The sequence below is a fragment of the Bacillus sp. SD075 genome (assembly GCF_017355165.1).
GTDB lineage: Bacteria > Bacillota > Bacilli > Bacillales > DSM-1321 > Peribacillus.
The window spans coordinates 99,355-121,108 of sequence record NZ_JADILK010000012.1 but is presented as its reverse complement, the minus strand read 5'-3'; the positions used below and the strand labels follow the sequence as shown (position 1 = coordinate 121,108).

The following is a 21,754-nucleotide window of genomic DNA, read 5'->3' as shown; positions in this document are numbered from 1 at the left end:
AGCCGGCCCTCCATGGGCCGGCTTTATTTGTAGCAAAAAAACAAAAGGAGCAGAATAAAGCCCACCTGAATGTTAGCTTATTGAATGTTCGTTCCAGATGGAAATTGATTTTTATAACCTGAAAATTGTTGATACGATTGGCTTAAGCTGGTAGCTTGCGCCTTTTCTAAACTATACCAGCCTTTTTCGAACATAAGGTTAAAGAGTTCTCGCTGCATCTCCTGATTTTCTTTGGAAATGGAGAAAATGTCTTGGAATAATGCTTGGTTACTCATTTCATGCAGGGCCACGGAAAGGGAATTACAAAAGTACTTTTCAGTTGTTAGCATATCATTAATAAAATCCCTGTCATTCATCTGCGGTGTCTTTGCCACGGGAGATTCTGGATTTTGGACTTTGTTTTCATTGGGCATCAGGAACCCTCCTTTACTGGTATTGTTGTTGACCCTGAACTTGGTCCGGGTTCAAATGTTTCAAGATGGTATCGTAATGGCGTTGATGCATGAGACCGCACCGATTTAATGCATCAATGATTTGCGGGTCCTTGCATTGTGTGGCAAAAAAATGTGCTTTTTTAACCGCATTCAGATTCCATGCAAGCATATCGGTTAAGTATAAGCTATCTTTCACCGAAACCATTTCCGGCGGCTGCTTCATAAAGCCGGTGGACTGCTGTTGGCTGTTAAACGAATTTTGCTGTTCCATCCTTCTACCTCCTTAAGTTCTCTTTAAACGAACTTAATTTTCCCTTCATGACTTTTTTTATTCTTGGTTTCAAATATCTGAAAAATGAATTAAATGGTAAAATAATCTTGTGCATCTATTTTCCAAAATGATTTGGAGGGGAATGCAGATGGAAAGAATATTGAAAAACCTATTCCTTTTTTTATCAAAGAATAAAAGCATGACTAAGGCAGCGAAAAAATACGGGCTGCGATTTGGGGCATCACGTTTCGTTGCAGGAGAATCCTTGGACCTGGCATGTGAAGTGATTGCAGATCTTAACCGGAAAGGGCTTGCTGTCACCATTGATTATTTAGGCGAATTCATTGAAGATGAAAAAGAAGCAGGGAAGATGGCGGATGAGTGCATCGAGGCTATCCAGATGATTGGCACAAATGAACTGGATTCACAGTTATCCCTGAAGCTGACCTCGATGGGCTTGGATGTGTCCGAACGAGTCGCAATGAATAACATGCGGAGAATCTTAGATGAAGCTGAAGCCCATCGTGTTTTCGTGACGCTTGATATGGAAGATTTTCCGCGCTGTCAGCCGACTTTGGATGTATTCAAAAAGCTAAAGTCTGAATATAATGAATTGGGGACTGTTATCCAAGCTTATCTGTATCGGACTGAGAAGGATATTGGGGAGCTGGATGCATACCATCCGAATCTAAGACTTGTTAAAGGGGCTTATAAAGAACCAAGGGAAGTGGCTTTTCCCGAGAAAAAAGATGTGGATGAGAATTTCAAGAAAATCATCAAGAAGCATATGCAAAATGGAAATTACACAGCCGTCGCCACACATGATGATAAAATCATTGATTATACGAGGCAATTGGTCAAAGAACAGGGAATTCCCCAGGATCGATTTGAATTTCAAATGTTATATGGCATCCGCAATGAAAAGCAGCTTGAACTTGCAAAAGAAGGATACAAGGTAAGGGTGTATGTTCCATATGGTACGGATTGGTATGGATATTTCATGCGTCGCCTTGCGGAGAGACCGGCCAATATTGCTTTCGTTTTAAAAGGCCTATTCAAGAAATAGAAAGCCGCTCCGGAGAAGGAACGGCATCTCAAATTAAGAAGGATTATCTTTTGAACTGATTGTTCTGGCTGTTCACTTTATTGATTCCATGTTGACGTTCAGCGCCAGGTCCGGCATTGCCTTTAACGCTTGCTGCGCTTACGGCTGCTTTAGATGGATTATTTTTACGCTTCATTATACAAGTCACCTCCTGCCCGGTTATTTTTTACTGAATGGACGAGAAATAACCTAAAGAACTCGGAGAAAAAAATTTTTTTCCTGTATTAATCATTGCGGAATTTCCAAATATATTCTATATTAGTAATAAGAAAAAATATTCAAAATTTTTTTGGATTAAAAATGAATGAACATTCATTCAATAAATTGTGTAAGGGGGATATGAACTTGGTTCGACAAATTCGAAAGGCTGCTGTTCTAGGGTCAGGAGTTATGGGATCAGGGATTGCTGCACACCTTGCTAACATCGGCATTCCGACTTTATTATTGGATATTTTACCTCGTGAGCTCACTGAGGATGAAAAGAAAAAGGGACTGACATTAGATAATAAGCAAGTGCGTAACCGCATCAGCCAAACTGCGATTACGAAACTTTTAAAACAGAAACCAGCTCCGCTTTCGGCTAAGGGAAACATTGCGTTGATCGAGGCGGGAAACCTGGAAGATGATATAAGTCGTTTAAAGGATGTCGATTGGATCATCGAAGTGGTCGTTGAGAAACTTGAAGTTAAGCAAAGTTTGTTTGCCCAGGTTGATCGGCATCGTAGACCAGGGAGCATCGTTTCATCGAATACATCTGGAATTTCAATCGAAGCGATGGCAGAAGGACGTTCGGCGGACTTTCAAAAACACTTCCTGGGAACACATTTCTTCAATCCGCCGCGTTATCTTAAATTGTTGGAGATCATCCCTACTAAAGCAACTTCACCAGAAGTGCTCGAATACATGAAACGATTCGGCGAAGATGTACTGGGAAAAGGTGTCGTCGAAGCCAAGGATACCCCTAACTTCATCGCAAACCGTATAGGAACCTATGGTTTATTGGTCACTCTGCGGGAAATGCAAAAAGGCGGATACAGTGTTGGTGAGGTCGATTCAGTTACAGGTCCGTTGATAGGAAGGGCAACTAGCGCGACTTTCCGTACACTTGATGTTGTTGGATTGGATACCTTCGCACATGTTGCCAGAAACGTATATGACCAGGTGGATGGAGAAGAAAAAGACGTTTTCAAATTACCTGATTTCATGAATGAAATGCTTAAGAATGGGTGGCTTGGAAGCAAGTCAGGCCAAGGGTTTTTCTTGAAAAAGGGCAAGGAAATCCTTGAACTGAATCCCGAAACCCTTGAATATGATGCAAGAAAAAGATTAAAAACGCCTTCAATCGAAATGGCTAAACAGGCTAAGGGCTTGGAAAATAAAATGAAAGCGCTTGTTTATAGCGAAGACCGTGCCGGCCAATTACTTTGGAATGTTCTGAATCCGGCGCTTGTGTATTCTGCCCAGCTGCTTGGGGACATAGCGGATGACATCGTGGCGATCGATCAAGCGATGAAATGGGGATTCGGATGGTCCACAGGTCCTTTTGAAACCTGGGATGCGATAGGTGTGGAAAAATCGGTAGCCCGAATGGGAGCAGAAGGCATCACTGTTCCGCAATGGGTGAAGGATATGCTGGCTAAAGGCATCACTTCTTTCTATAAAGAAGAAAATGGCATCGTTCACTATTATGATAATGGTGGATATAAAGAACGTGTCGAAAATCCTAAAGTGATCAATCTGAAAGCGATCAAGAAGCAAAAGGGCGTAATCAAGAAAAACAGTGGTGCAAGCTTGATGGATATCGGCGATGGAGTGGCTCTTCTTGAATTCACTTCACCGAATAATGCAATCGGTCTGGATATCATACAAATGATCAATGCGGCTGTCGAAGAAGCGGAAGCGAATTTCAAAGGCCTGGTCATCGGAAACCAAGGAAAGAATTTCTGTGTAGGGGCTAATATAGCGATGATGCTGATGGAAGCACAAGATGACAATATTTTTGAACTCGATATGGTCATCAGCCAATTCCAAAAGGCGATGCTTAAAATCAAGTACAGTGCAGTTCCTGTAGTGGTTGCCCCGTTTAATATGACACTTGGCGGGGGTGCTGAAGTATCTCTTCCGGCTGCACGCATTCAGGCAACGACTGAAACGTATATGGGACTAGTGGAAGCTGGTGTAGGCTTGATACCAGGCGGCGGCGGGACTAAGGAACTTTATGTGAAGACGTTAAGGAATATGCCGAAGGGCGTCGACTTCGACTTACAGAAAGTGGCCAACCAAGTATTTGAAACAGTCGCGATGGCAAAAGTTTCAACCTCGGCTGAGGAAGCGAGAGGGAATGATTTCCTTAATTCGTCCGATGGAATAAGCGTGAATGCGGATCATCAGCTATACGATGCGAAACAGGCGGTACTTTCCATGCATGAACAAGGTTATACCGCTCCAGCCCGCACAAAGATCCCTGTCGTTGGTGAAACGGGATATGCCGCACTTCTTTTGGGGGCTGAATCCATGCGCCTTTCAGGATTCTTATCAGATCATGACCTTGTCATAGCCAAAGAGCTTGCATACGTCCTTGCAGGGGGAAAACTCCCATTTGGCACGGAAGTAGATGAACAGTATATCTTGAACTTAGAAAAACAGGCATTCCTAAAACTGATTTCGACTCCGAAGTCCCAGGCAAGGATGCAGCACATGCTTATTAAAGGCAAACCACTCCGTAATTGATGAATAGATGAAGAAATGGCCAAAACATAGATTAATAGATCGATAGCTTAAAAATGAGTAAGGGGGATCCTCATGAAAGAAGCGGTAATAGTAGCTGGAGCAAGGACTCCGGTAGGAAGAGCGAAAAAAGGTTCTCTTGCTAGTGTGCGTCCTGATGATTTAGGGGCTCTTGTTGTAAAGGAAACGTTAAAGCGTGCAGGGAATTATGAAGGCACCATAGATGACCTGATTATCGGTTGTGCAATGCCTGAAGCGGAGCAAGGATTGAACATGGCGCGTAACATTGGAGCTTTGGCAGGATTGCCTTATACCGTACCGGCCATAACGATTAATCGTTACTGTTCAAGCGGGCTGCAAAGTATCGCTTATGGGGCGGAAAGGATCATGCTCGGCCAAAGTGATACAGTCATCGCAGGTGGAGCGGAATCCATGAGCCTTTTGCCAATGATGGGCCATGTAACGCGTCCGAACGCAAGACTTGCGGAAACGGCACCGGAATATTATATGGGTATGGGTCACACAGCTGAAGCCGTTGCAAAAAAATACGGCATTTCCCGTGACGATCAAGATGCATTTTCTGTTAGAAGTCACCAAAGGGCGGCTAAGGCCATTGCAGAAGGAAAGTTTTCGGATGAGATCGTGCCGGTTGAAGTAACCCTTCGTTCAGTGGGACCAGATCTTAAGCTACAGGAAAAATCATTTACTTTTACACAGGATGAGGGCGTTCGTCCAGGAACGACTGCTGAAGTGCTAAAAAAATTAAGACCTGCATTCTCCGTTACAGGATCCGTAACAGCGGGGAATTCATCACAAACGAGTGATGGTGCAGCCGCGGTCATGGTCATGGATGGGGAAAAGGCCTCTTCATTAGGATTGAAACCGATGGGTAAGTTCCGTTCTTTCGCTGTAGCAGGGGTACCGCCAGAAATTATGGGCATCGGACCGATTGCGGCCATTCCAAAAGCTTTGAAGCTAGCGGGCCTTGAGTTATCCGATATTGGTTTATTTGAATTGAATGAAGCCTTTGCTTCCCAATCCATTCAAATCATTCGTGAGCTCGGATTGAACGAAGAGATTGTCAATGTGAATGGCGGAGCCATTGCCTTAGGCCATCCACTAGGATGCTCAGGAGCAAAATTGACATTAAGCCTGCTTCATGAAATGAAGCGCAGAAACCAACAGTTCGGAGTCGTGACAATGTGTATCGGCGGCGGAATGGGTGCTGCTGGAGTATTTGAATTATTGGCTTAATTCCACACACACCTCCCGAAAGCTGTCATGCTACCGGCGGGTTTACTATCTTAAATATTTAGGAGGAAATAACATGTCCAATCAAACTACAGATAACCTCATTAAAGGCGGAGCCTTTTTAGTAGAAGATATTACGTATGATCAAGTGTTTACACCGGAGGATTATTCTGATGAGCATAAGATGATTGCCAAAACTGCCGAGGATTTCGTAGTGAATGAAATTCTGCCGCAGGTTGAACATTTGGAAAACCATGAATTTGACCGTTCCGTTAAATTACTGAAGCATGCAGGTGAAATCGGTTTACTTGGTGCTGACGTTCCTGAGGAATACAGCGGATTGGGTCTTGATAAAATCAGTTCGGCATTGATTACGGAAAAAATGGCACTTGCGGGCGGCTTCGGAATTACGCATGGCGCACATGTAGGTATCGGATCTTTGCCAATCGTATTATTCGGGAATGAAGAACAAAAGAAAAAATACCTTCCATTACTTGCAACGGGTGAGAAGATTGCTGCGTACGCCTTAACGGAACCAAGCTCAGGTTCCGATGCCTTGGGAGCAAAAACGACAGCGAAATTGAATGCAGAAGGAACACACTATATTTTAAATGGTGAAAAACAATGGATTACAAATGCAGGCTTTGCAGATGTCTTCTGTGTCTACGCCAAAATTGACGGCGAACAATTCTCCGCCTTCATTGTTGAGCGTGATTATGAAGGTGTATCAACTGGGGCTGAAGAGAAGAAAATGGGGATCAAAAGCTCATCAACACGTACTTTAATCCTCGAAAATGTACATGTACCAGTCGAAAACCTTTTGGGTGTAGCCGGAAAAGGGCATGTCATCGCCTTCAATATCCTGAATATCGGCCGTTATAAATTAGGCGTAGGTGCTGTCGGCGGGTCTAAACGTGCCCTTGAGATCACAGCAGCCTATACGAATCAACGTCAACAGTTCAAAACGAAAATTTCCCATTTTAACCTGACGAAAGAAAAACTTGCAACAATGGCATCTAAAATTTATGCAGCAGAAAGCTCTGTATATCGTACCGTTGGCCTTTATGATCAAAGACAAAGCAAATTGACGGATGAGCAAGTGAAAGATGGGAAATCAATGGCGGCTGCAATCGCTGAATATGCCATTGAGTGTTCATTGAATAAATTCTTCGCTTCCGAAGTATTGGATTATGTTACGGACGAAGGCGTACAGCTTCATGGCGGCTATGGTTTCATGCAGGAGTATGAAATTGAAAAAGCATATCGTGATTCCCGTATTAACCGGATCTTTGAAGGTACAAATGAAATCAATCGATTGCTTGTCCCGGGAACTTTCCTGAAGAAAGCACTTAAAGGGGAATTGCCGCTTCTTCAAAAGGCTCAAGGCCTGCAAGAGGAATTAATGATGATGATACCGGAAGAACCTGGCGATGAGCCATTGGCACAAGAAAAAATGCTCGTTAGAAACGCTAAGAAAATCGGTATTTTGGCAGCTGGGCTTGCTGCTCAGAAATACGGAAAAAACCTTGATCAAGAACAAGAAATCCTCTCCAACATTGCAGATATCGCATCCCTTGCCTATGCAGCGGAATCCGTGGTATTGCGTACGGAAAAAGCAATTGCAACTACAGGTCTGGAGAAGAATAAACAAAAAGTGCTTTACACTGAAATCTTCGTTCAGGAAGCTTTCAACGAAATAGAACAGCATGCAAAGGAAACGTTAATTGCGGTGGAAACAGGCGATACTCTTCGCATCATGCTTTCGTCGCTCCGCAAGCTGACAAGACACAATCCGATCAATGTCATTGCGAAAAAACGCGAAGCTTCCATCAAGGTAATCGAAGCGGAAAAATATGCTCTTTAAGCAATGAACCAGAATCTGTGAAGGGAATGCCGGTAAAGGCATTCCCTTCAGTTTGTGGACAAAAGGGTTTTAAAACAAAGTAGATTGGAAAACACCTGAGGGAAAGCATGCCCAGGGTAGAACGCACGCGGAAAGCGAGTGCCTGGAGACAACGTTCAAATTGGATAACCCCTTAAATTTTTTTGATGAAATTGCTTGGGGAATTCAAAAGACATTTCGTTGTATTGCGTGCTGAAAACGGGTATTCTATTGATAGGTGGTGAAATGATGGGCTTAACATTATATTGGTACCCAAAATGCGGCACATGCCGTAATGCGAAGAAGTGGCTGGATAATCATGAACTGCAGTATGAAGCGATCCATATAGCGGAAAATCCGCCTTCGCGAACTGAAATAGAACAACTATATAAAATCAGTAATTTGGAATTGAAGAAGTTTTTCAATACTAGCGGTCAAAAATATCGGGAGCTGGGCTTAAAGGATAAGCTGAAAGAGGCTTCTGAAGCAGAGATGCTTGATATATTGTCCACAGATGGCATGCTTCTGAAAAGGCCGATTGTATCGGATGGCACCAAAGTGACGGTAGGTTTCAAAGAAGAGCAATTCGAACAGGTTTGGAACTGAAATTTCACAAAATATTTGGTTAATTCCTTACTTAAACAAACAATCTACCTTATAATGGAATAGATAAAATAAGATGTACATATGGAGGGTTAATAATGACAACAACACCAAAAGAACTTCGTTATACTAAAGAACATGAATGGGTCAAAACGGAAGATGGAACAGTGCGCATCGGAATTACAGCCTTCGCACAGTCCGAGCTTGGGGACATCGTATTCGTTGAGCTTCCGGAAATCGGAGATGAATTGAAAGCGAACGAACCATTTGGAAGTGTTGAATCCGTTAAGACCGTTTCTGAGCTTTATGCTCCTATAAGTGGCAAGGTTGTAGAAGTAAACGAAGATTTAAGTGACAACCCTGAATATGTAAATGAGTCTCCTTATGAAAAGGCATGGATGGTCGTGCTTGAACCATCTAATAGCAATGATATTGAAAACCTGATGAGTGCTGAAGAATATGAAAGTTTAATCAACGGTTAAAATAGAAGGAGAGGGGGGACTGAAAAGGCCTGCTCTCTTTTTCATTTTGTACAGTGGCAGTTGCGCACATAATTCGTGAGATGGAGTGATGACATGGAGTGGGGCGAATTCGATAAAGTGATCATTGTAGAAGGCAGTTCCGATAGAAGAAAAGTTGCCTCCGTTTTAAATGAAGATGTGGAAATAAGATGTACGAATGGGACCATATCATTAACTAAGCTGGATGAATTAGTGGATGAATTGATGGACCGTGATGTCTATCTCCTTTTTGACGCAGATGAATCAGGAGAAAAGCTGCGGAAGCAATTCCGAAGGGAAATGCCGGAAGCGAACCACCTGTATATCAATAAAATGTACAAAGAAGTGGAAAGCTCACCCGAACATCATATCGCAACTGTGCTTTTATCTGCCAATATGAATGTGAAAATGAAATTTTTAAGTCAAAGGGTGAACGATTAATTGATGCAGGAATGGAAAGAAGAAGAATGTAGGCTTGCTGTTGAAAATGGGGAAACCTTTTGCTTATATTTATATACGCCTTTATGCGGCACCTGTCAGGTTGCCTCCAAGATGCTGACGATATCCTTGGAGCTTTTCCCGGAATTGAGGACAGGCAAAATGAATATGAACTATGTCCAAGGAATTGCCGAAACATATGAAATCGAAAGTGTTCCTTGTTTATTGCTTTTCAAAGAAGGACAGCTAAACAAAAAAATATATGCCTTTCAATCCGTTCCTTATTTGTACGGATTGCTTAAGGAACTCAGCTAAGAAACCAATCAGAACCGTGGTTGGTTTCTTTGTTGCAGAGATTTCAAGGCGAGACCGAAAATAAACAAAGAATATTCAAACAATTCATTGACTGATTTATTCTAAAATGCTATATTTTGAATTAAGTAACGGCAGAATTTAATAGTTCTTATCAAGAGTGGCGGAGGGACTGGCCCGACGAAGCCCGGCAACCGGTATAATTTTATATACGGTGCTAATTCCAGCAGAGTGTTGGCTCTGGTAGATGAGGTATGTTCTTGAAACCTCTTCTTATTGAAGTGGTTTTTTTGTTTATAAAAGGTCAGATTTCATATAATTCCAACTAAATCCATAGAAAAAGAGGAGAAAACATATGTCAGAGAAAAAGTTGCGTTTCGAAACATTGAGTGTCCATGGCGGTCTGCAAGCTGATGAAACAGGTGCCCGTGCAGTTCCTATCTACCAAAGCAATGCATACTTGTTCAAAGACACCGACCATGCAGCGAATTTATTTGGCCTAAAGGAGAATGGATATATATATACACGACTCCATAATCCCACGGTCAGCGTTTTTGAGGAAAGAATGGCCTTATTGGAAGGCGGTATCGGCGGATTGGCAACATCAAGCGGGATGGCTGCCATCTCACTTTCAATCCTGAATATTGCCGCAGCAGGTGATGAGATTGTTTCAGCCTCTACATTATATGGCGGTACGTATAACCTTTTCGAAAACACACTTCCTAAATATGGAATAAAAGTGAAATTCGTTTCTCCTGATGAACCTGAAAATTTCAAAAGGGCGATTACGCCAAGAACTAAAGCCATCTTTGCTGAAACGATCGGAAATCCAAGCTTGAGGGTGCTCGATATTGAAGCGGTAGCGGAAATCGCCCATGATGCAGGCATACCTTTAATCATTGATAATACTTTCGCGACTCCGTACCTATGCAGACCAATTGATTTTGGAGCGGATATTGTCATCCATTCCGCTACAAAATGGCTTCTGGGAAATGGAACGACGCTAGGCGGTGTCATCGTGGATGGAGGGAAGTTCGATTGGAACTCGCCAAACTACCCTGGCTTCACGGAGCCTGACCCAAGTTACGACGGTCTGGTATATGCCGAGGCAGTTGGACCTGCCGCATTCATAACGAAAGCCCGAGTCCAGTTACTTCGTGATTTAGGCCCTGCGCTAAGTGCCCAAAGTGCATTCCAGTTTACGCTTGGACTTGAAACGCTGCATGTAAGGATGAAAGAGCATCTATCAAACACCAAGTCTGTCATAAAATATTTAAAAAACCATCCTGCGGTATCTTGGGTTACGCATCCTGGTGATGAAGATCATCCCGATAAAGCCCTTGCGGATAAATATTTACCAAAGGGAGCTGGATCTGTCGTAACATTCGGGATACAAGGTAATCGCGAAGCTGGGGCAAAACTTATCAATTCGGTGGAATTATGGTCCCATGTAGCGAATGTGGGGGATGCGAAGAGCTTGATCATCCACCCAGCCAGTACGACCCATCAACAATTGAATGAGGCGGGTCTTGCGAAAGCGGGTGTGCTTGCTGATCAAGTCCGTTTATCCATTGGGATTGAAAATGTAGACGATTTAATAGAAGATTTGGAGCAGGCCATTGAAAAAGCGACGAATATCGTCTCCTTGACTTCCAAAACGGTTTAAGCGAAGCTCCTGTTCATTCTTATACTAGAAATAATATACATTGCGCTCCTTTTTTATCTATGATAAAATTTCACCATACTAAAGAACTTAATGATGTACAAATATTCTATATATTAGCTCTTATCAAGAGAGGTGGAGGGATGTGCCCGATGAAACCCGGCAACCGACAAGGAGATTTCCTTGGAAAGGTGCCAATTCACACAAAGTTTAATCACTTTGGAAGATGAGAGGAAGGCCTGTTTCTTCACCTGCCTTTCTGCTCATGCAGAAAGGTTTTTTCTTATTAATGGGGAAACTGATATGAGAAACAGACTAATGATGTAGAGAAATCAACTAAGTTCATAGGTTTTATTGGATAAAAGAGGTGAGGATTAATGATTACATTGACGAAAGTCAGCAAGCTGTTCCGAACAGGAAAAGGAAACAGTGAGACGATCAAGGCTGTAAATAATGTAAATGTTGAAATAAATAAAGGCGAGATTTTCGGTATCATCGGTTACAGTGGAGCGGGGAAAAGTACTTTGATCAGAATGCTCAATGGATTGGAAACACCCACAGAGGGATCCGTAGTAGTGGCTGAAAAGGAAATTTCAAAAATTAAAGGGGCTCAGCTCCGTAAGGCCCGTCAAGAAATCAGCATGATTTTCCAACATTTCAATCTATTATGGTCAAGGACCGTTCAGGAGAATATTTCTTTCCCATTGGAAATTGCAGGAGTTTCTAAAACTGAACGAACCAAGCGTGTGAACGAATTGATCAAGTTAGTCGGACTGGAAGGCAGGGAAAAGGCATATCCTTCACAATTAAGCGGAGGGCAAAAGCAAAGGGTGGGTATAGCCAGGGCTCTGGCAAATGATCCTAAAGTACTGCTTTGTGATGAAGCGACCTCTGCATTGGATCCGCAGACTACCGACTCAATACTCGAATTGCTTGTTGACATCAACCAGCGCCTGGGATTGACAATCGTTTTGATAACACATGAAATGCATGTAATACGTAAAATCTGTCATCGCGTCGCCGTGATGGAAAGCGGGCAAGTTGTTGAACAGGGGCCTGTCCTGGATGTTTTCAAGAATCCTAAAGAACAAATGACGAAGCGTTTCGTGCAACAAGTAACGGAACCAGAAGAAACGAAAGAAACGATGGACCATTTGCTCGAACGCTACCCTGCAGGCAAAGTGATTCAATTGACCTTTGTAGGTGATCATGCAGAAAGCCCGTTGATCACCAAGCTTGTACGTAACTTCGAGTTGGATGTCAATATCGTCCAAGGTAAGATATCCCAAACAAGAAGCGGTTCATATGGAACATTGTTTATCCACCTTGATGGCACAGAGGACGAAATGCTCCGCGCAATCGAATTCATTAAAGCACAGCAGGTAGGCGTGGAGGTGATTACTCATGCTTGAAGAATTATTGCCGAACGTTGACTGGGAAGACATTATTGATGCAACGAAAGAAACGCTTTACATGACAAGCATTTCTGTAGTGGCAACCTTTTTTATAGGCATACTATTAGGGTTGATCCTGTTCCTGACAGGGAAGGGTAATATGTGGGAAAACCGGGCAGTCAACGGGGTCATGAGTGCTGTCGTTAATATATTCCGTTCCATTCCATTTCTCATTTTGATCGTGCTGCTCATCCCTTTCACTAAAGCTCTTGTCGGTTCCATGATCGGAGAGAACGCTGCACTGCCGGCACTTATTATCGGTTCGGCACCATTTTATGCGCGTATGGTCGAAATCGGCCTTCGCGAAATCGATAAAGGTGTAATTGAAGCCGCGAAATCGATGGGGGCGAAAACGAGCACGATCATTTGGAAGGTCCTCCTTCCAGAGTCGATGCCTGCCCTTATTTCCGGTATTACGGTAACATCGATTGCATTGGTTGGATATACCGCTATGGCCGGGGTCATCGGGGCAGGAGGGCTGGGTAATCTGGCCTATTTGGATGGCTATCAAAGAAATCACAATGACGTTACGCTTGTAGCGACTATCGTTATTCTAATTATCGTCTTCATAATTCAAATTATTGGAGATGTAATTACATCTAAATTGGATAAAAGATAAAGGGAGATGAATAGGATGAAGAAGTTTTTAGGATTTGCATTAATTTTAGTTTTATCTATCGCTTTGGCTGCTTGCGGAAGTGAAAAGGATAAAAGCGGCAGCGATACGGAAAAAGAATCGAAGAAATTAGTTGTAGGGGCATCCAATGTTCCGCATGCTGAAATCCTTGAGAAAGCTAAGCCGCTTCTTGAAGAAAAAGGAATCGAATTGGAAATCGAAACATTCCAGGACTATATTTTACCGAATAAGGCGTTGAATGATAAGGAATTGGACGCTAACTATTTCCAGCACATTCCTTACTTGGAGTCGCAAATTAAAGAAAATGGATATGATTTCGTCAATGCGGGTGGAATCCATATCGAGCCAATAGCACTATACTCACAGAAATATAAAAGCATCGATAAACTTCCTGATGGGGCAACGATCATTTTGAGCAGCTCTGTCGCTGATCATGGGCGTGCTTTATCCCTATTGGAAAAGAATGGCTTGATCACTTTGAAAGAAGGCATCGATAAAACGACAGCTACAACTAAAGACATCGTTGAAAATAAGAAAAACATTAAATTCGATGCTGAATATGAAGCGGCCCTGCTTCCAAAAATTTATGAGAGCGGCGAAGGTGATGCTGTCCTGATCAACTCCAACTATGCGATCGACGCAGGTTTGAATCCGATTGAAGATTCGATTGCGATTGAAGATTCGGAATCACCGTATGTGAACGTAATTGCCGTAAACAAAGGTGATGAAAATAAAGAAGAAATAAAAGCGCTTGTAGAAGTATTGCATTCTAAAGAAATTCAAGATTTCATCCTTAAAGAATACGATGGTGCAGTTGTACCGGCGGATAAATAATTCTAAAATGGCGACCTGATTTAATTCAGACCGCAGTTTGTAGACAAAAAGGTTTCGGAATGGTCTCATTCCGAAACCTTTTTGATTTTTATAGGATGTGAGGCAGTTAAAGCGATTTGTACTCACGATTGCCCCTCTTTATTTGTTGCTGAGTGCGTTAAAAACATATATAAATCCGTTACGATCTGCTGCGATATGAAGTGAATAGGCAAACTGTTTTGTCCGTTCATCTTTCAAATAATGCGTCGTCACTCATGATTATCCCCCAACTTAGAGAAGTGAGGAACTTTATCATGGGATCCGTAACCTAAAAACCAACGGTGTCATGTTGAATGCAACTTCTTCCATCGGTTTACGCATGGAACAAATAAAGACTGTGTGCATGGTGGTACTACCTGATTGTTTAATCCTAGTGGATTGGAACGGATTTACGAGACTCCTGCGGCAGAGGCGAGTCAAGGGAGTCCACGCAGGCACTTAAGGGCCTAGGATGTTTTCCGGACCGCTCGCTGAAAGGAACGTTCAAATTTAAAGAGCCTAGACACACTGTAGACAAACTCAATTATCATCCAGTTTGTCTACAGTGTGCAGCCTGATTTAATTCAGGACTTTTTTTATGTTTAATCATGAAAATGAAGGGTATAGAAATAATGAAAGTAATAAAATGATACACAAATTTGAAAGGATGGTTCACTATCAATACTCTAGATTTACATGTAACAAGCGAAATGGAAAAGGCGATGCAGTCTTCACATGGGATTGGCTACAGTGAGTACAGTAGAAACTTAGACCTCCGTATCGAGGTTGAGAAAGAACGGGATAGGGAACATGTAAAGTGCAACAAAATGGTACAGGACCTACAACGCAAAATTCACGGCTAAGCATATAAAAGAGTTCTTTAAAAGATCGGTCTGTAGAGGTAAAATGGAAAGTGGTCCATAAAATAAGGGTTTCCTTATTGGATAAACTTACATAAGCCTGACAGTCCGATTTTTTTCTTTTTAAAGGGGAACTCATACCTCGCAATTGAATTCTTCGAACATATATTAATAAGGACGAAGATTTGCCGAATAATAAGATAATTTTAACAAAAGATAAAATAAGTATGAATAGGCAGTAAATAGGCTATATCTGTTAGTATTGTAAGAATAGGACAGGTTTTTAACATGGGAGAAGTGGAAACCCCTATCTATTTAGTTGATTCCAAATTGGATTTGTTATAAAATTGGAATGAGAATAAAGTGAGAATGCTTTTACGTAAATTATAGTTTAGAAAGTGATCTTTACTTTCTGGTAATAAAATTGGAATTAGTTCACGGAGGTATTATTATGTCAGCTTCTACATTAACGATTAAAGATCTTCACGTATCAATTGAAGGTAAAGAGATTTTAAAAGGGGTAAACCTTGAAGTCAAAGGTGGAGAAATCCATGCGATCATGGGACCAAACGGAACTGGTAAATCCACCTTATCATCAGCGATCATGGGTCACCCCAAATATGAAGTAACTAGCGGAAGCATCACATTCGATGGTGAAGATGTTTTGGAAATGGAAGTAGACGAGCGCGCTCGTGTCGGTCTATTCCTGGCTATGCAATATCCAAGTGAAATCAGCGGTGTTACAAATGCTGACTTCTTACGTTCTTCCATTAACGCACGCCGTGAAGAAGGTGATGAAATTTCATTGATGAAATTCATTCGTCTAATGGATCAAAAAATGGAGTTCCTTGAAATGGATGAAGATATGGCGCAACGCTATTTGAATGAAGGTTTCTCAGGCGGAGAGAAAAAGCGTAACGAGATTCTTCAATTAATGATGATCCAACCTAAAATTGCAATCTTGGATGAGATTGATTCAGGTCTGGATATCGATGCACTTAAAGTCGTTTCAAAGGGAATCAACGAAATGCGCGGAGAAGACTTTGGATGCTTGATCATCACTCACTACCAACGTCTATTAAATTACATCACTCCTGATTTTGTACATGTCATGATGCAAGGACGTGTCGTAAAATCAGGTGGTCCTGAACTTGCTGCCCGCTTGGAAGCGGAAGGTTATGACTGGATTAAACAAGAATTGGGCATTGAAGACGAAACTGTTGGCGAAGAAGCGTAAGTAGGAGGATTTGCAATGACTACAGAAACGAAATTACCGTTTGAACAAGAGGATATAAGCTCCTATTCAACTAAAAATAATGATCCAGCTTGGCTATCCGAGCTTCGGATTCAAGCGTTTTCTGAATTAGAAAAGCTCCCGATGCCAAAGCCGGATAAAACGAAAATCGATAAATGGAATTTTACTTCTTTCCAGACTCATACGGTTGAAAGTGAAGCTTTTGCCTCTTTAGAGGAGCTTCCGGAAGAAATTAAATCCATCATTGAAGAAAATGAAAACTTATACATTCAACGCAATAATACGCCGGCACATATCAATCTGTCAGCAAATGTGAAAGAACAAGGCGTCATTTTCACGGATATTTTAACAGCGGCCCGTGACCATGCTGAGCTCGTGCAAAAATATTTTATGAAAGACGGCGTTAAAATAGATGAACATCGTTTAACAGCACTTCATGCTGCATTAGTTAATGGGGGAGCATTTCTTTATGTTCCGAAAAATGTAGAAATCAAAGAGCCGATTCAATCGGTATTCCTGTTGGATAATCCGGATACTACACTTTTCAACCATGTCCTGATCGTAGCGGAAGATAATAGCTCGGTCACATATGTAGAGAACTACTTCTCGAGCGTTGAGTCTAACGAAGGGATTGCCAACATCGTAACGGAAGTATTTGCAAATGCGAATGCCAAAGTAGAATACGGTGCGGTCGATACCCTTTCAAAAGGCTTTACGACATACGTTAACCGACGTGGAGTGGCAGGGCGTGACGCTCGTATTGAGTGGGCGCTTGGCCTGATGAACGATGGAAATACGATTTCTGATAATACAACCTATCTAATGGGCGATGGCTCACATGGCGATACTAAATCCGTTGTAGTCGGACGTGGGGAACAAAAACAGAACTTTACGACAGCCATCATACATTTTGGCAAACGCTCTGAGGGCTATATCCTTAAGCACGGTGTCATGAAAGACGCAGCATCCTCCATTTTCAATGGGATTGGGAAAATAGAGTATGGTGCTACAAAGGCTAATGCCGAACAAGAATCACGCGTATTGATGTTAAGTGAAAAAGCACGCGGGGACGCCAATCCAATCCTCTTGATTGATGAAGATGATGTAACGGCTGGTCATGCTGCTTCCGTCGGTCGTGTTGATCCGCTTCAACTGTATTATTTAATGAGCCGTGGTATTACAAAGAAAGAAGCAGAAAGACTTGTCATTCACGGATTCTTGGCCCCTGTTGTTAATCAGCTTCCAATTGAGGGAGTTAAAAAACAATTAGTAGCGGTCATTGAAAGGAAAGTACAGTAATGAACCCATACGAAATTCGTAAGCTTTTTCCAATATTAGATCAAGAAGTCAATGGTCAGCCATTAGTTTATTTAGATAGTGCTGCAACCTCTCAAAAACCGGCTGCAGTGATTGAAGCGATTGAGCAATATTACCGCGGATACAACTCGAATGTTCACCGCGGGGTGCATACACTAGGAACAAAAGCTACGGATGCGTATGAAGGTGCACGTGAAAAGGTACGTAAATTCATTAATGCTTATTCTACAGAAGAAATCATCTTCACTAGAGGAACAACGACTTCTTTAAATACTGTAGCTAGAAGTTACGGTGGGGCAAATGTTAAAGAGGGTGACGAAATCGTCATTTCTTACATGGAGCATCACAGTAATATCATTCCGTGGCAGCAGCTTGCCAAAGAAAAAGGCGCTGTACTGAAATATATTCCACTTCAAGCAGATGGCACGATTTCCCTTGATGATGCGAGGGCTACAATTACGGATGCAACGAAAATCGTTTCCATCATGCAGGTTTCGAATGTACTCGGAGTTATCAATCCTGTGAAGGAAATCGCTAAAATTGCCCATGAACACAATGCTGTAATGGTAGTGGACGGGGCACAAAGCACGCCGCATCTAAAAGTGGATGTCCGTGAGTTGGATTGTGATTTCTTTGCCTTTTCAGGCCATAAAATGGTCGGTCCAACAGGTATCGGGGTATTATATGGCAAGAAAGAGCTTCTGGAAAAAATGGAGCCGATTGAATTCGGTGGAGAGATGATTGATTTTGTAGGTTTGTATGAGTCTACATGGAAAGAACTCCCATGGAAATTCGAAGGCGGAACCCCAATCATTGCCGGCGCCATCGGCATGGGGGCTGCAATTGATTTCTTGGAAGAAATCGGTTTGGATAATATTGAACGGCATGAACATAAGCTCGCCGCTTATGCAATGGAGAAAATGTCAGCAGTTGAAGGGCTGACCATATACGGTCCTAAAGATGCAGAAAAGCGTGCGGGTGTAGTAACCTTTAATATTAATGATGTACATCCACATGATGTCGCTACCGTTCTTGATGCAGATGGAATTGCTGTCCGTGCCGGTCATCATTGCGCACAGCCATTGATGAAATGGCTTGACGTATCATCGACAGCAAGAGCAAGTTTCTATCTATATAACACGGAAGAAGATATTGATAAGCTTGTGTCCGGGCTTGTTAAAACGAAGGAGTATTTCAGTAATGTCTTTTGATAACTTAGATACACTTTACCGTCAAGTCATTATGGATCACTATAAGAAACCACGTAATAAGGGCATGCTAGAAGATGGAAGCATGACAATCGATATGAATAATCCAACCTGCGGAGATCGGATTCGTTTAACGATGAAGATTGAAGACGGCAAGGTCAGCGATGTTAAATTCGATGGTGATGGATGTTCGATATCCATGAGTTCTGCTTCCATGATGACTCAAGCCATTAAGGGCAAAGACGTTAATACTGCTCTAGCGATGTCCGAGACTTTTTCCTTAATGATCCAGGGGAAAGAATACGACGATGAGATGGACCTTGGGGATATTGAAGCCCTTCAAGGTGTTTCTAAATTCCCAGCCCGAATCAAGTGTGCGACCCTAGCTTGGAAAGCCATGGAAAAGGGATTGAAGGAATAATTAAATTAAAATGAGCTGTTGTAATTCAGCCATTTGAAATGGAGGAATACGAGCTATGGCAAAAAAAATGCCTGAAATCGGCGATTATAAATATGGCTTTGCGGATAAAGATGTTTCCATCTTCCGTTCAAAGCGTGGTCTGACAAAAGAAATCGTGGAAGAAATTTCTCGAATGAAGGATGAACCGCAATGGATGCTTGATTTCCGTTTGAAATCATTGGAGCATTTTTACAACATGCCAATGCCTCAATGGGGCGGCGACATGCAGAGCCTGAACTTTGATGAAATCACATACTATGTTAAGCCATCAGAGAAATCAGAGAAGTCTTGGGATGAGGTTCCTGATGAAATCAAGCAGACTTTTGATAAATTAGGAATTCCTGAAGCCGAACAAAAATATCTTGCTGGTGTATCCGCTCAATATGAATCAGAAGTGGTTTATCATAGCATGAAAGTGGAATTGGAAGATTTGGGTATCGTGTTTAAAGATACGGACTCAGCACTTCGTGAAAATGAAGATATCTTCCGTGAGCATTTCGGAAAAACGATCCCGCCCACTGACAATAAATTCTCGGCATTGAACTCGGCAGTTTGGTCAGGTGGTTCTTTCATCTATGTACCAAAAGGCGTTAAAGTGGATACTCCGCTTCAAGCTTATTTCCGGATTAACTCTGAAAACATGGGTCAATTCGAACGTACGCTTATCATTGTTGATGAAGGCGCATCCGTTCACTATGTAGAAGGTTGTACAGCCCCGGTTTATACAACTAACTCCCTTCATAGTGCGGTTGTTGAAATCGTCATTAAGAAAGATGCTTACTGCCGTTACACGACGATTCAAAACTGGGCAAACAACGTGTTTAACCTTGTTACGAAACGTGCGGTTTGTGACGCTAACGCAACAATGGAGTGGATTGATGGTAACATCGGTTCCAAATTGACAATGAAATATCCAGCTGTCATCTTGAAAGGTGAAGGTGCCCGCGGTATGACATTATCCATTGCCATCGCCGGCAAAGGCCAACACCAAGATGCTGGGGCCAAAATGATTCACCTAGCGCCAAATACATCTTCAACTATTGTATCAAAATCAATTTCTAAACAGGGCGGTAAAGTAACATACCGTGGTATCGTTCATTTCGGACGTAAAGCGGATGGAGCTCGTTCCAACATTGAATGTGATACATTAATCATGGATAATCAGTCTACATCTGATACAATCCCTTACAATGAAATCTTGAATGATAACATTTCCCTTGAACACGAAGCGAAGGTATCCAAAGTGTCTGAAGAACAATTGTTCTACCTGATGAGCCGAGGAATTTCTGAGCAAGAAGCAACGGAAATGATCGTAATGGGCTTCATCGAACCATTTACAAAAGAACTTCCAATGGAATATGCGGTCGAAATGAACCGTCTGATCAAGTTCGAAATGGAAGGCTCAATCGGTTAATAACCAATTGCCTGCCTGTAAGGCGATTTAGGATAACCATTCATACAAAAGCCTGCCGGGTCTGTCTGGCAGGCTTTTTGTTTTGATATTCGACACCTTTAATCTAAAGATTAGATATGGCACAATAAGGGTAAAAAAATAACAAAAGAAGAAGTCAGAAGTCAGGAAATGGGGCCCGTCCCGAAGGAGTGATGATGCAGATGATTTTTGTGGGTGTGACAGGTTGGGGTGATCATGATAGTTTGTATCATGGCGGTGTGGCCCAACGTGATAAACTTAAAGAGTACGGGGCTCATTTTCCCGTTGTAGAGGTGGATGCCTCATTTTATGCAGTCCAGCCAAAGAGGAACAGTGAAAAGTGGGTAGCCGAGACGCCAGCATCATTCCAGTTCGTCGTTAAATCCTATCAAGGGATGACAGGACATCAGCGCGGGGAAATTCCATTTGAAAGTAAGAAGGAAATGTTCAAGGCATTTCGTGACTCTCTGGAAGCATATCAGAAGTCCGGCAAGCTCGCGATGGTCTTATTCCAGTTTCCGCCATGGTTTGATTGTAAACGTGAAAATGTGAATTACCTGCGATGGTGCAAGGCTGAAATGGGCGATATTCCAGCTGCCATAGAATTTCGTAATCAAAGCTGGTACAGACCCGGCGTAGTCCAGCAAACTTTGGACTTTATCAAAAAGGAAGGCTGGATCCATACTGTATGCGATGAGCCGCAGGCTGGAGAGGGATCCATTCCTGTCGTTCTGCATGCCAGCGATAAAGATAAAACCCTGATACGCTTTCATGGCCGTAACCTGCATGGTTGGCAAAGGCCTTCTTCGGGGGATAATTGGCGTGAGGTCAGGTACTTATATAGATATAATCATCAGGAATTGACAGAATGGGTAGAGAAAATCAGGATATTGGAAAAGGAATCCAAGGAGATATATGTCCTGTTCAATAATAATTCAGGTGGAGATGCCGCTGATAATGCCAAACAAATGATTGAACTGCTTGGTATAGAATATGAAGGACTGGCTCCCAAGCAGCTTGGTTTGTTTTAAAAGGAATTATATAATGAATACTGAGATGCTGTGACAAGCTAGTAGAGGTAATATCCTCATAA

22 protein-coding genes and 2 riboswitches are annotated in these 21,754 nt (G+C 42.3%); of the genes, 19 read left to right on the top strand and 3 right to left on the bottom strand.

The annotated features are described in order from the left end of the window. Positions 1 to 77: 77 nt before the first annotated feature. The gene (locus IOC57_RS11615) at positions 78 to 413 is read right to left on the bottom strand and encodes a spore coat protein (protein ID WP_207438856.1); all 336 of its coding nucleotides are present in this window, start codon (positions 411 to 413) and stop codon (positions 78 to 80) included. 13 nt (positions 414 to 426) lie between these two features. After that, positions 427 to 705 carry a hypothetical protein gene (locus IOC57_RS11610; protein ID WP_207438855.1) on the bottom strand — a complete coding sequence of 93 codons (279 nt, stop codon included), beginning with the start codon at positions 703 to 705 and terminating at the stop codon, positions 427 to 429. A gap of 148 nt (positions 706 to 853) precedes the next feature. Here IOC57_RS11610 and IOC57_RS11605 point away from each other — a divergent pair, with 148 nt between their 5' ends. Next, positions 854 to 1,771, top strand: a complete 918-nt coding sequence (locus IOC57_RS11605; RefSeq protein WP_207438854.1) for a proline dehydrogenase family protein — start codon at positions 854 to 856, stop codon at positions 1,769 to 1,771. 43 nt (positions 1,772 to 1,814) lie between these two features. On the opposite strand, the gene IOC57_RS11600 is transcribed toward IOC57_RS11605, so the two are convergent. After that, positions 1,815 to 1,949, bottom strand: coding sequence for a YuzL family protein (locus tag IOC57_RS11600; protein ID WP_207438869.1), 135 nt, complete (start codon positions 1,947 to 1,949; stop codon positions 1,815 to 1,817). Between the two features lie 206 nt (positions 1,950 to 2,155). Between IOC57_RS11600 and IOC57_RS11595 the strand changes: the two genes are divergently transcribed. From IOC57_RS11595 to IOC57_RS11515, 18 genes are all read left to right on the top strand, one after another. Next, positions 2,156 to 4,540 carry a 3-hydroxyacyl-CoA dehydrogenase/enoyl-CoA hydratase family protein gene (locus tag IOC57_RS11595; RefSeq protein WP_207438853.1) on the top strand — a complete coding sequence of 795 codons (2,385 nt, stop codon included), beginning with the start codon at positions 2,156 to 2,158 and terminating at the stop codon, positions 4,538 to 4,540. Between the two features lie 72 nt (positions 4,541 to 4,612). Continuing rightward, positions 4,613 to 5,791: an acetyl-CoA C-acetyltransferase gene (locus IOC57_RS11590; RefSeq protein WP_207438852.1), complete on the top strand. Its 1,179-nt coding sequence runs from the start codon at positions 4,613 to 4,615 to the stop codon at positions 5,789 to 5,791. 73 nt (positions 5,792 to 5,864) lie between these two features. Further along, positions 5,865 to 7,652: an acyl-CoA dehydrogenase family protein gene (locus IOC57_RS11585; protein ID WP_207438851.1), complete on the top strand. Its 1,788-nt coding sequence runs from the start codon at positions 5,865 to 5,867 to the stop codon at positions 7,650 to 7,652. 267 nt (positions 7,653 to 7,919) lie between these two features. Then, complete coding sequence (locus IOC57_RS11580) at positions 7,920 to 8,276, top strand: arsenate reductase family protein (RefSeq protein ID WP_207438850.1); 357 nt, start codon at positions 7,920 to 7,922, stop codon at positions 8,274 to 8,276. Between the two features lie 95 nt (positions 8,277 to 8,371). After that, positions 8,372 to 8,755, top strand: coding sequence for a glycine cleavage system protein GcvH (gene gcvH / locus IOC57_RS11575; protein ID WP_057278066.1), 384 nt, complete (start codon positions 8,372 to 8,374; stop codon positions 8,753 to 8,755). A gap of 93 nt (positions 8,756 to 8,848) precedes the next feature. Next, positions 8,849 to 9,214 (top strand): toprim domain-containing protein, encoded by a 366-nt coding sequence (locus tag IOC57_RS11570; protein ID WP_048688210.1) that lies wholly within the window; start codon positions 8,849 to 8,851, stop codon positions 9,212 to 9,214. A 3-nt stretch (positions 9,215 to 9,217) separates the two neighbouring features. Next, positions 9,218 to 9,526 carry a thioredoxin family protein gene (locus IOC57_RS11565; RefSeq protein ID WP_207438868.1) on the top strand — a complete coding sequence of 103 codons (309 nt, stop codon included), beginning with the start codon at positions 9,218 to 9,220 and terminating at the stop codon, positions 9,524 to 9,526. 145 nt (positions 9,527 to 9,671) lie between these two features. Then, a riboswitch (SAM riboswitch) is annotated at positions 9,672 to 9,777 on the top strand. Between the two features lie 101 nt (positions 9,778 to 9,878). Continuing rightward, a complete protein-coding gene (locus IOC57_RS11560) occupies positions 9,879 to 11,189 on the top strand; it encodes an O-acetylhomoserine aminocarboxypropyltransferase/cysteine synthase family protein (RefSeq protein ID WP_207438849.1) in 1,311 nt (436 codons plus the stop codon). Between the two features lie 117 nt (positions 11,190 to 11,306). Then, positions 11,307 to 11,419, top strand: a riboswitch (SAM riboswitch). Between the two features lie 144 nt (positions 11,420 to 11,563). Then, on the top strand, positions 11,564 to 12,598 hold the full coding sequence (locus IOC57_RS11555) for a methionine ABC transporter ATP-binding protein (RefSeq protein WP_063234022.1): 1,035 nt from the start codon (positions 11,564 to 11,566) through the stop codon (positions 12,596 to 12,598). After that, entirely contained in the window at positions 12,591 to 13,259 is a 669-nt protein-coding gene (locus IOC57_RS11550) for a methionine ABC transporter permease (RefSeq protein ID WP_207438848.1), read from the top strand. Before IOC57_RS11555 ends, IOC57_RS11550 begins: the two co-directional genes overlap by 8 nt. A gap of 15 nt (positions 13,260 to 13,274) precedes the next feature. After that, the gene (locus tag IOC57_RS11545) at positions 13,275 to 14,111 is read left to right on the top strand and encodes a MetQ/NlpA family ABC transporter substrate-binding protein (protein WP_207438847.1); all 837 of its coding nucleotides are present in this window, start codon (positions 13,275 to 13,277) and stop codon (positions 14,109 to 14,111) included. Between the two features lie 728 nt (positions 14,112 to 14,839). Further along, on the top strand, positions 14,840 to 14,992 hold the full coding sequence (locus IOC57_RS26740; RefSeq protein ID WP_471802854.1) for a YuzK family famiily protein: 153 nt from the start codon (positions 14,840 to 14,842) through the stop codon (positions 14,990 to 14,992). 448 nt (positions 14,993 to 15,440) lie between these two features. Further along, on the top strand, positions 15,441 to 16,226 hold the full coding sequence (sufC, locus tag IOC57_RS11540; protein ID WP_207438846.1) for a Fe-S cluster assembly ATPase SufC: 786 nt from the start codon (positions 15,441 to 15,443) through the stop codon (positions 16,224 to 16,226). Between the two features lie 15 nt (positions 16,227 to 16,241). Beyond that, positions 16,242 to 17,543: a Fe-S cluster assembly protein SufD gene (gene sufD / locus IOC57_RS11535; protein WP_207438845.1), complete on the top strand. Its 1,302-nt coding sequence runs from the start codon at positions 16,242 to 16,244 to the stop codon at positions 17,541 to 17,543. Beyond that, entirely contained in the window at positions 17,543 to 18,772 is a 1,230-nt protein-coding gene (locus IOC57_RS11530; protein ID WP_207438844.1) for a cysteine desulfurase, read from the top strand. Before sufD ends, IOC57_RS11530 begins: the two co-directional genes overlap by 1 nt. Then, complete coding sequence (gene sufU, locus IOC57_RS11525) at positions 18,762 to 19,190, top strand: Fe-S cluster assembly sulfur transfer protein SufU (protein WP_207438843.1); 429 nt, start codon at positions 18,762 to 18,764, stop codon at positions 19,188 to 19,190. Before IOC57_RS11530 ends, sufU begins: the two co-directional genes overlap by 11 nt. 55 nt (positions 19,191 to 19,245) lie before the next feature. Next, positions 19,246 to 20,643, top strand: coding sequence for a Fe-S cluster assembly protein SufB (sufB, locus tag IOC57_RS11520; protein ID WP_144478059.1), 1,398 nt, complete (start codon positions 19,246 to 19,248; stop codon positions 20,641 to 20,643). A 200-nt stretch (positions 20,644 to 20,843) separates the two neighbouring features. Further along, positions 20,844 to 21,692, top strand: coding sequence for a DUF72 domain-containing protein (locus tag IOC57_RS11515; RefSeq protein WP_207438842.1), 849 nt, complete (start codon positions 20,844 to 20,846; stop codon positions 21,690 to 21,692). The last annotated feature ends 62 nt before the right edge of the window (positions 21,693 to 21,754 follow it).

What these genes read in the sequence shown, in the direction of transcription:
- IOC57_RS11515 (WP_207438842.1), top strand. Translation starts at nt 20,844, where the DNA reads ATGATTTTTGTGGGTGTGACAGGTTGGGGTGATCATGATAGTTTGTAT.
- IOC57_RS11570 (WP_048688210.1), top strand. Translation starts at nt 8,849, where the DNA reads ATGGAGTGGGGCGAATTCGATAAAGTGATCATTGTAGAAGGCAGTTCC.
- IOC57_RS11545 (WP_207438847.1), top strand. Translation starts at nt 13,275, where the DNA reads ATGAAGAAGTTTTTAGGATTTGCATTAATTTTAGTTTTATCTATCGCT.
- IOC57_RS11590 (WP_207438852.1), top strand. Translation starts at nt 4,613, where the DNA reads ATGAAAGAAGCGGTAATAGTAGCTGGAGCAAGGACTCCGGTAGGAAGA.
- IOC57_RS11580 (WP_207438850.1), top strand. Translation starts at nt 7,920, where the DNA reads ATGGGCTTAACATTATATTGGTACCCAAAATGCGGCACATGCCGTAAT.
- sufD (WP_207438845.1), top strand. Translation starts at nt 16,242, where the DNA reads ATGACTACAGAAACGAAATTACCGTTTGAACAAGAGGATATAAGCTCC.
- sufC (WP_207438846.1), top strand. Translation starts at nt 15,441, where the DNA reads ATGTCAGCTTCTACATTAACGATTAAAGATCTTCACGTATCAATTGAA.
- IOC57_RS11615 (WP_207438856.1), bottom strand. Translation starts at nt 413, where the DNA reads ATGCCCAATGAAAACAAAGTCCAAAATCCAGAATCTCCCGTGGCAAAG.
- IOC57_RS11585 (WP_207438851.1), top strand. Translation starts at nt 5,865, where the DNA reads ATGTCCAATCAAACTACAGATAACCTCATTAAAGGCGGAGCCTTTTTA.
- IOC57_RS11560 (WP_207438849.1), top strand. Translation starts at nt 9,879, where the DNA reads ATGTCAGAGAAAAAGTTGCGTTTCGAAACATTGAGTGTCCATGGCGGT.
- IOC57_RS11550 (WP_207438848.1), top strand. Translation starts at nt 12,591, where the DNA reads ATGCTTGAAGAATTATTGCCGAACGTTGACTGGGAAGACATTATTGAT.
- IOC57_RS11555 (WP_063234022.1), top strand. Translation starts at nt 11,564, where the DNA reads ATGATTACATTGACGAAAGTCAGCAAGCTGTTCCGAACAGGAAAAGGA.
- IOC57_RS11565 (WP_207438868.1), top strand. Translation starts at nt 9,218, where the DNA reads ATGCAGGAATGGAAAGAAGAAGAATGTAGGCTTGCTGTTGAAAATGGG.
- IOC57_RS11605 (WP_207438854.1), top strand. Translation starts at nt 854, where the DNA reads ATGGAAAGAATATTGAAAAACCTATTCCTTTTTTTATCAAAGAATAAA.
- gcvH (WP_057278066.1), top strand. Translation starts at nt 8,372, where the DNA reads ATGACAACAACACCAAAAGAACTTCGTTATACTAAAGAACATGAATGG.
- sufB (WP_144478059.1), top strand. Translation starts at nt 19,246, where the DNA reads ATGGCAAAAAAAATGCCTGAAATCGGCGATTATAAATATGGCTTTGCG.
- IOC57_RS11610 (WP_207438855.1), bottom strand. Translation starts at nt 705, where the DNA reads ATGGAACAGCAAAATTCGTTTAACAGCCAACAGCAGTCCACCGGCTTT.
- IOC57_RS26740 (WP_471802854.1), top strand. Translation starts at nt 14,840, where the DNA reads ATGGAAAAGGCGATGCAGTCTTCACATGGGATTGGCTACAGTGAGTAC.
- sufU (WP_207438843.1), top strand. Translation starts at nt 18,762, where the DNA reads ATGTCTTTTGATAACTTAGATACACTTTACCGTCAAGTCATTATGGAT.
- IOC57_RS11530 (WP_207438844.1), top strand. Translation starts at nt 17,543, where the DNA reads ATGAACCCATACGAAATTCGTAAGCTTTTTCCAATATTAGATCAAGAA.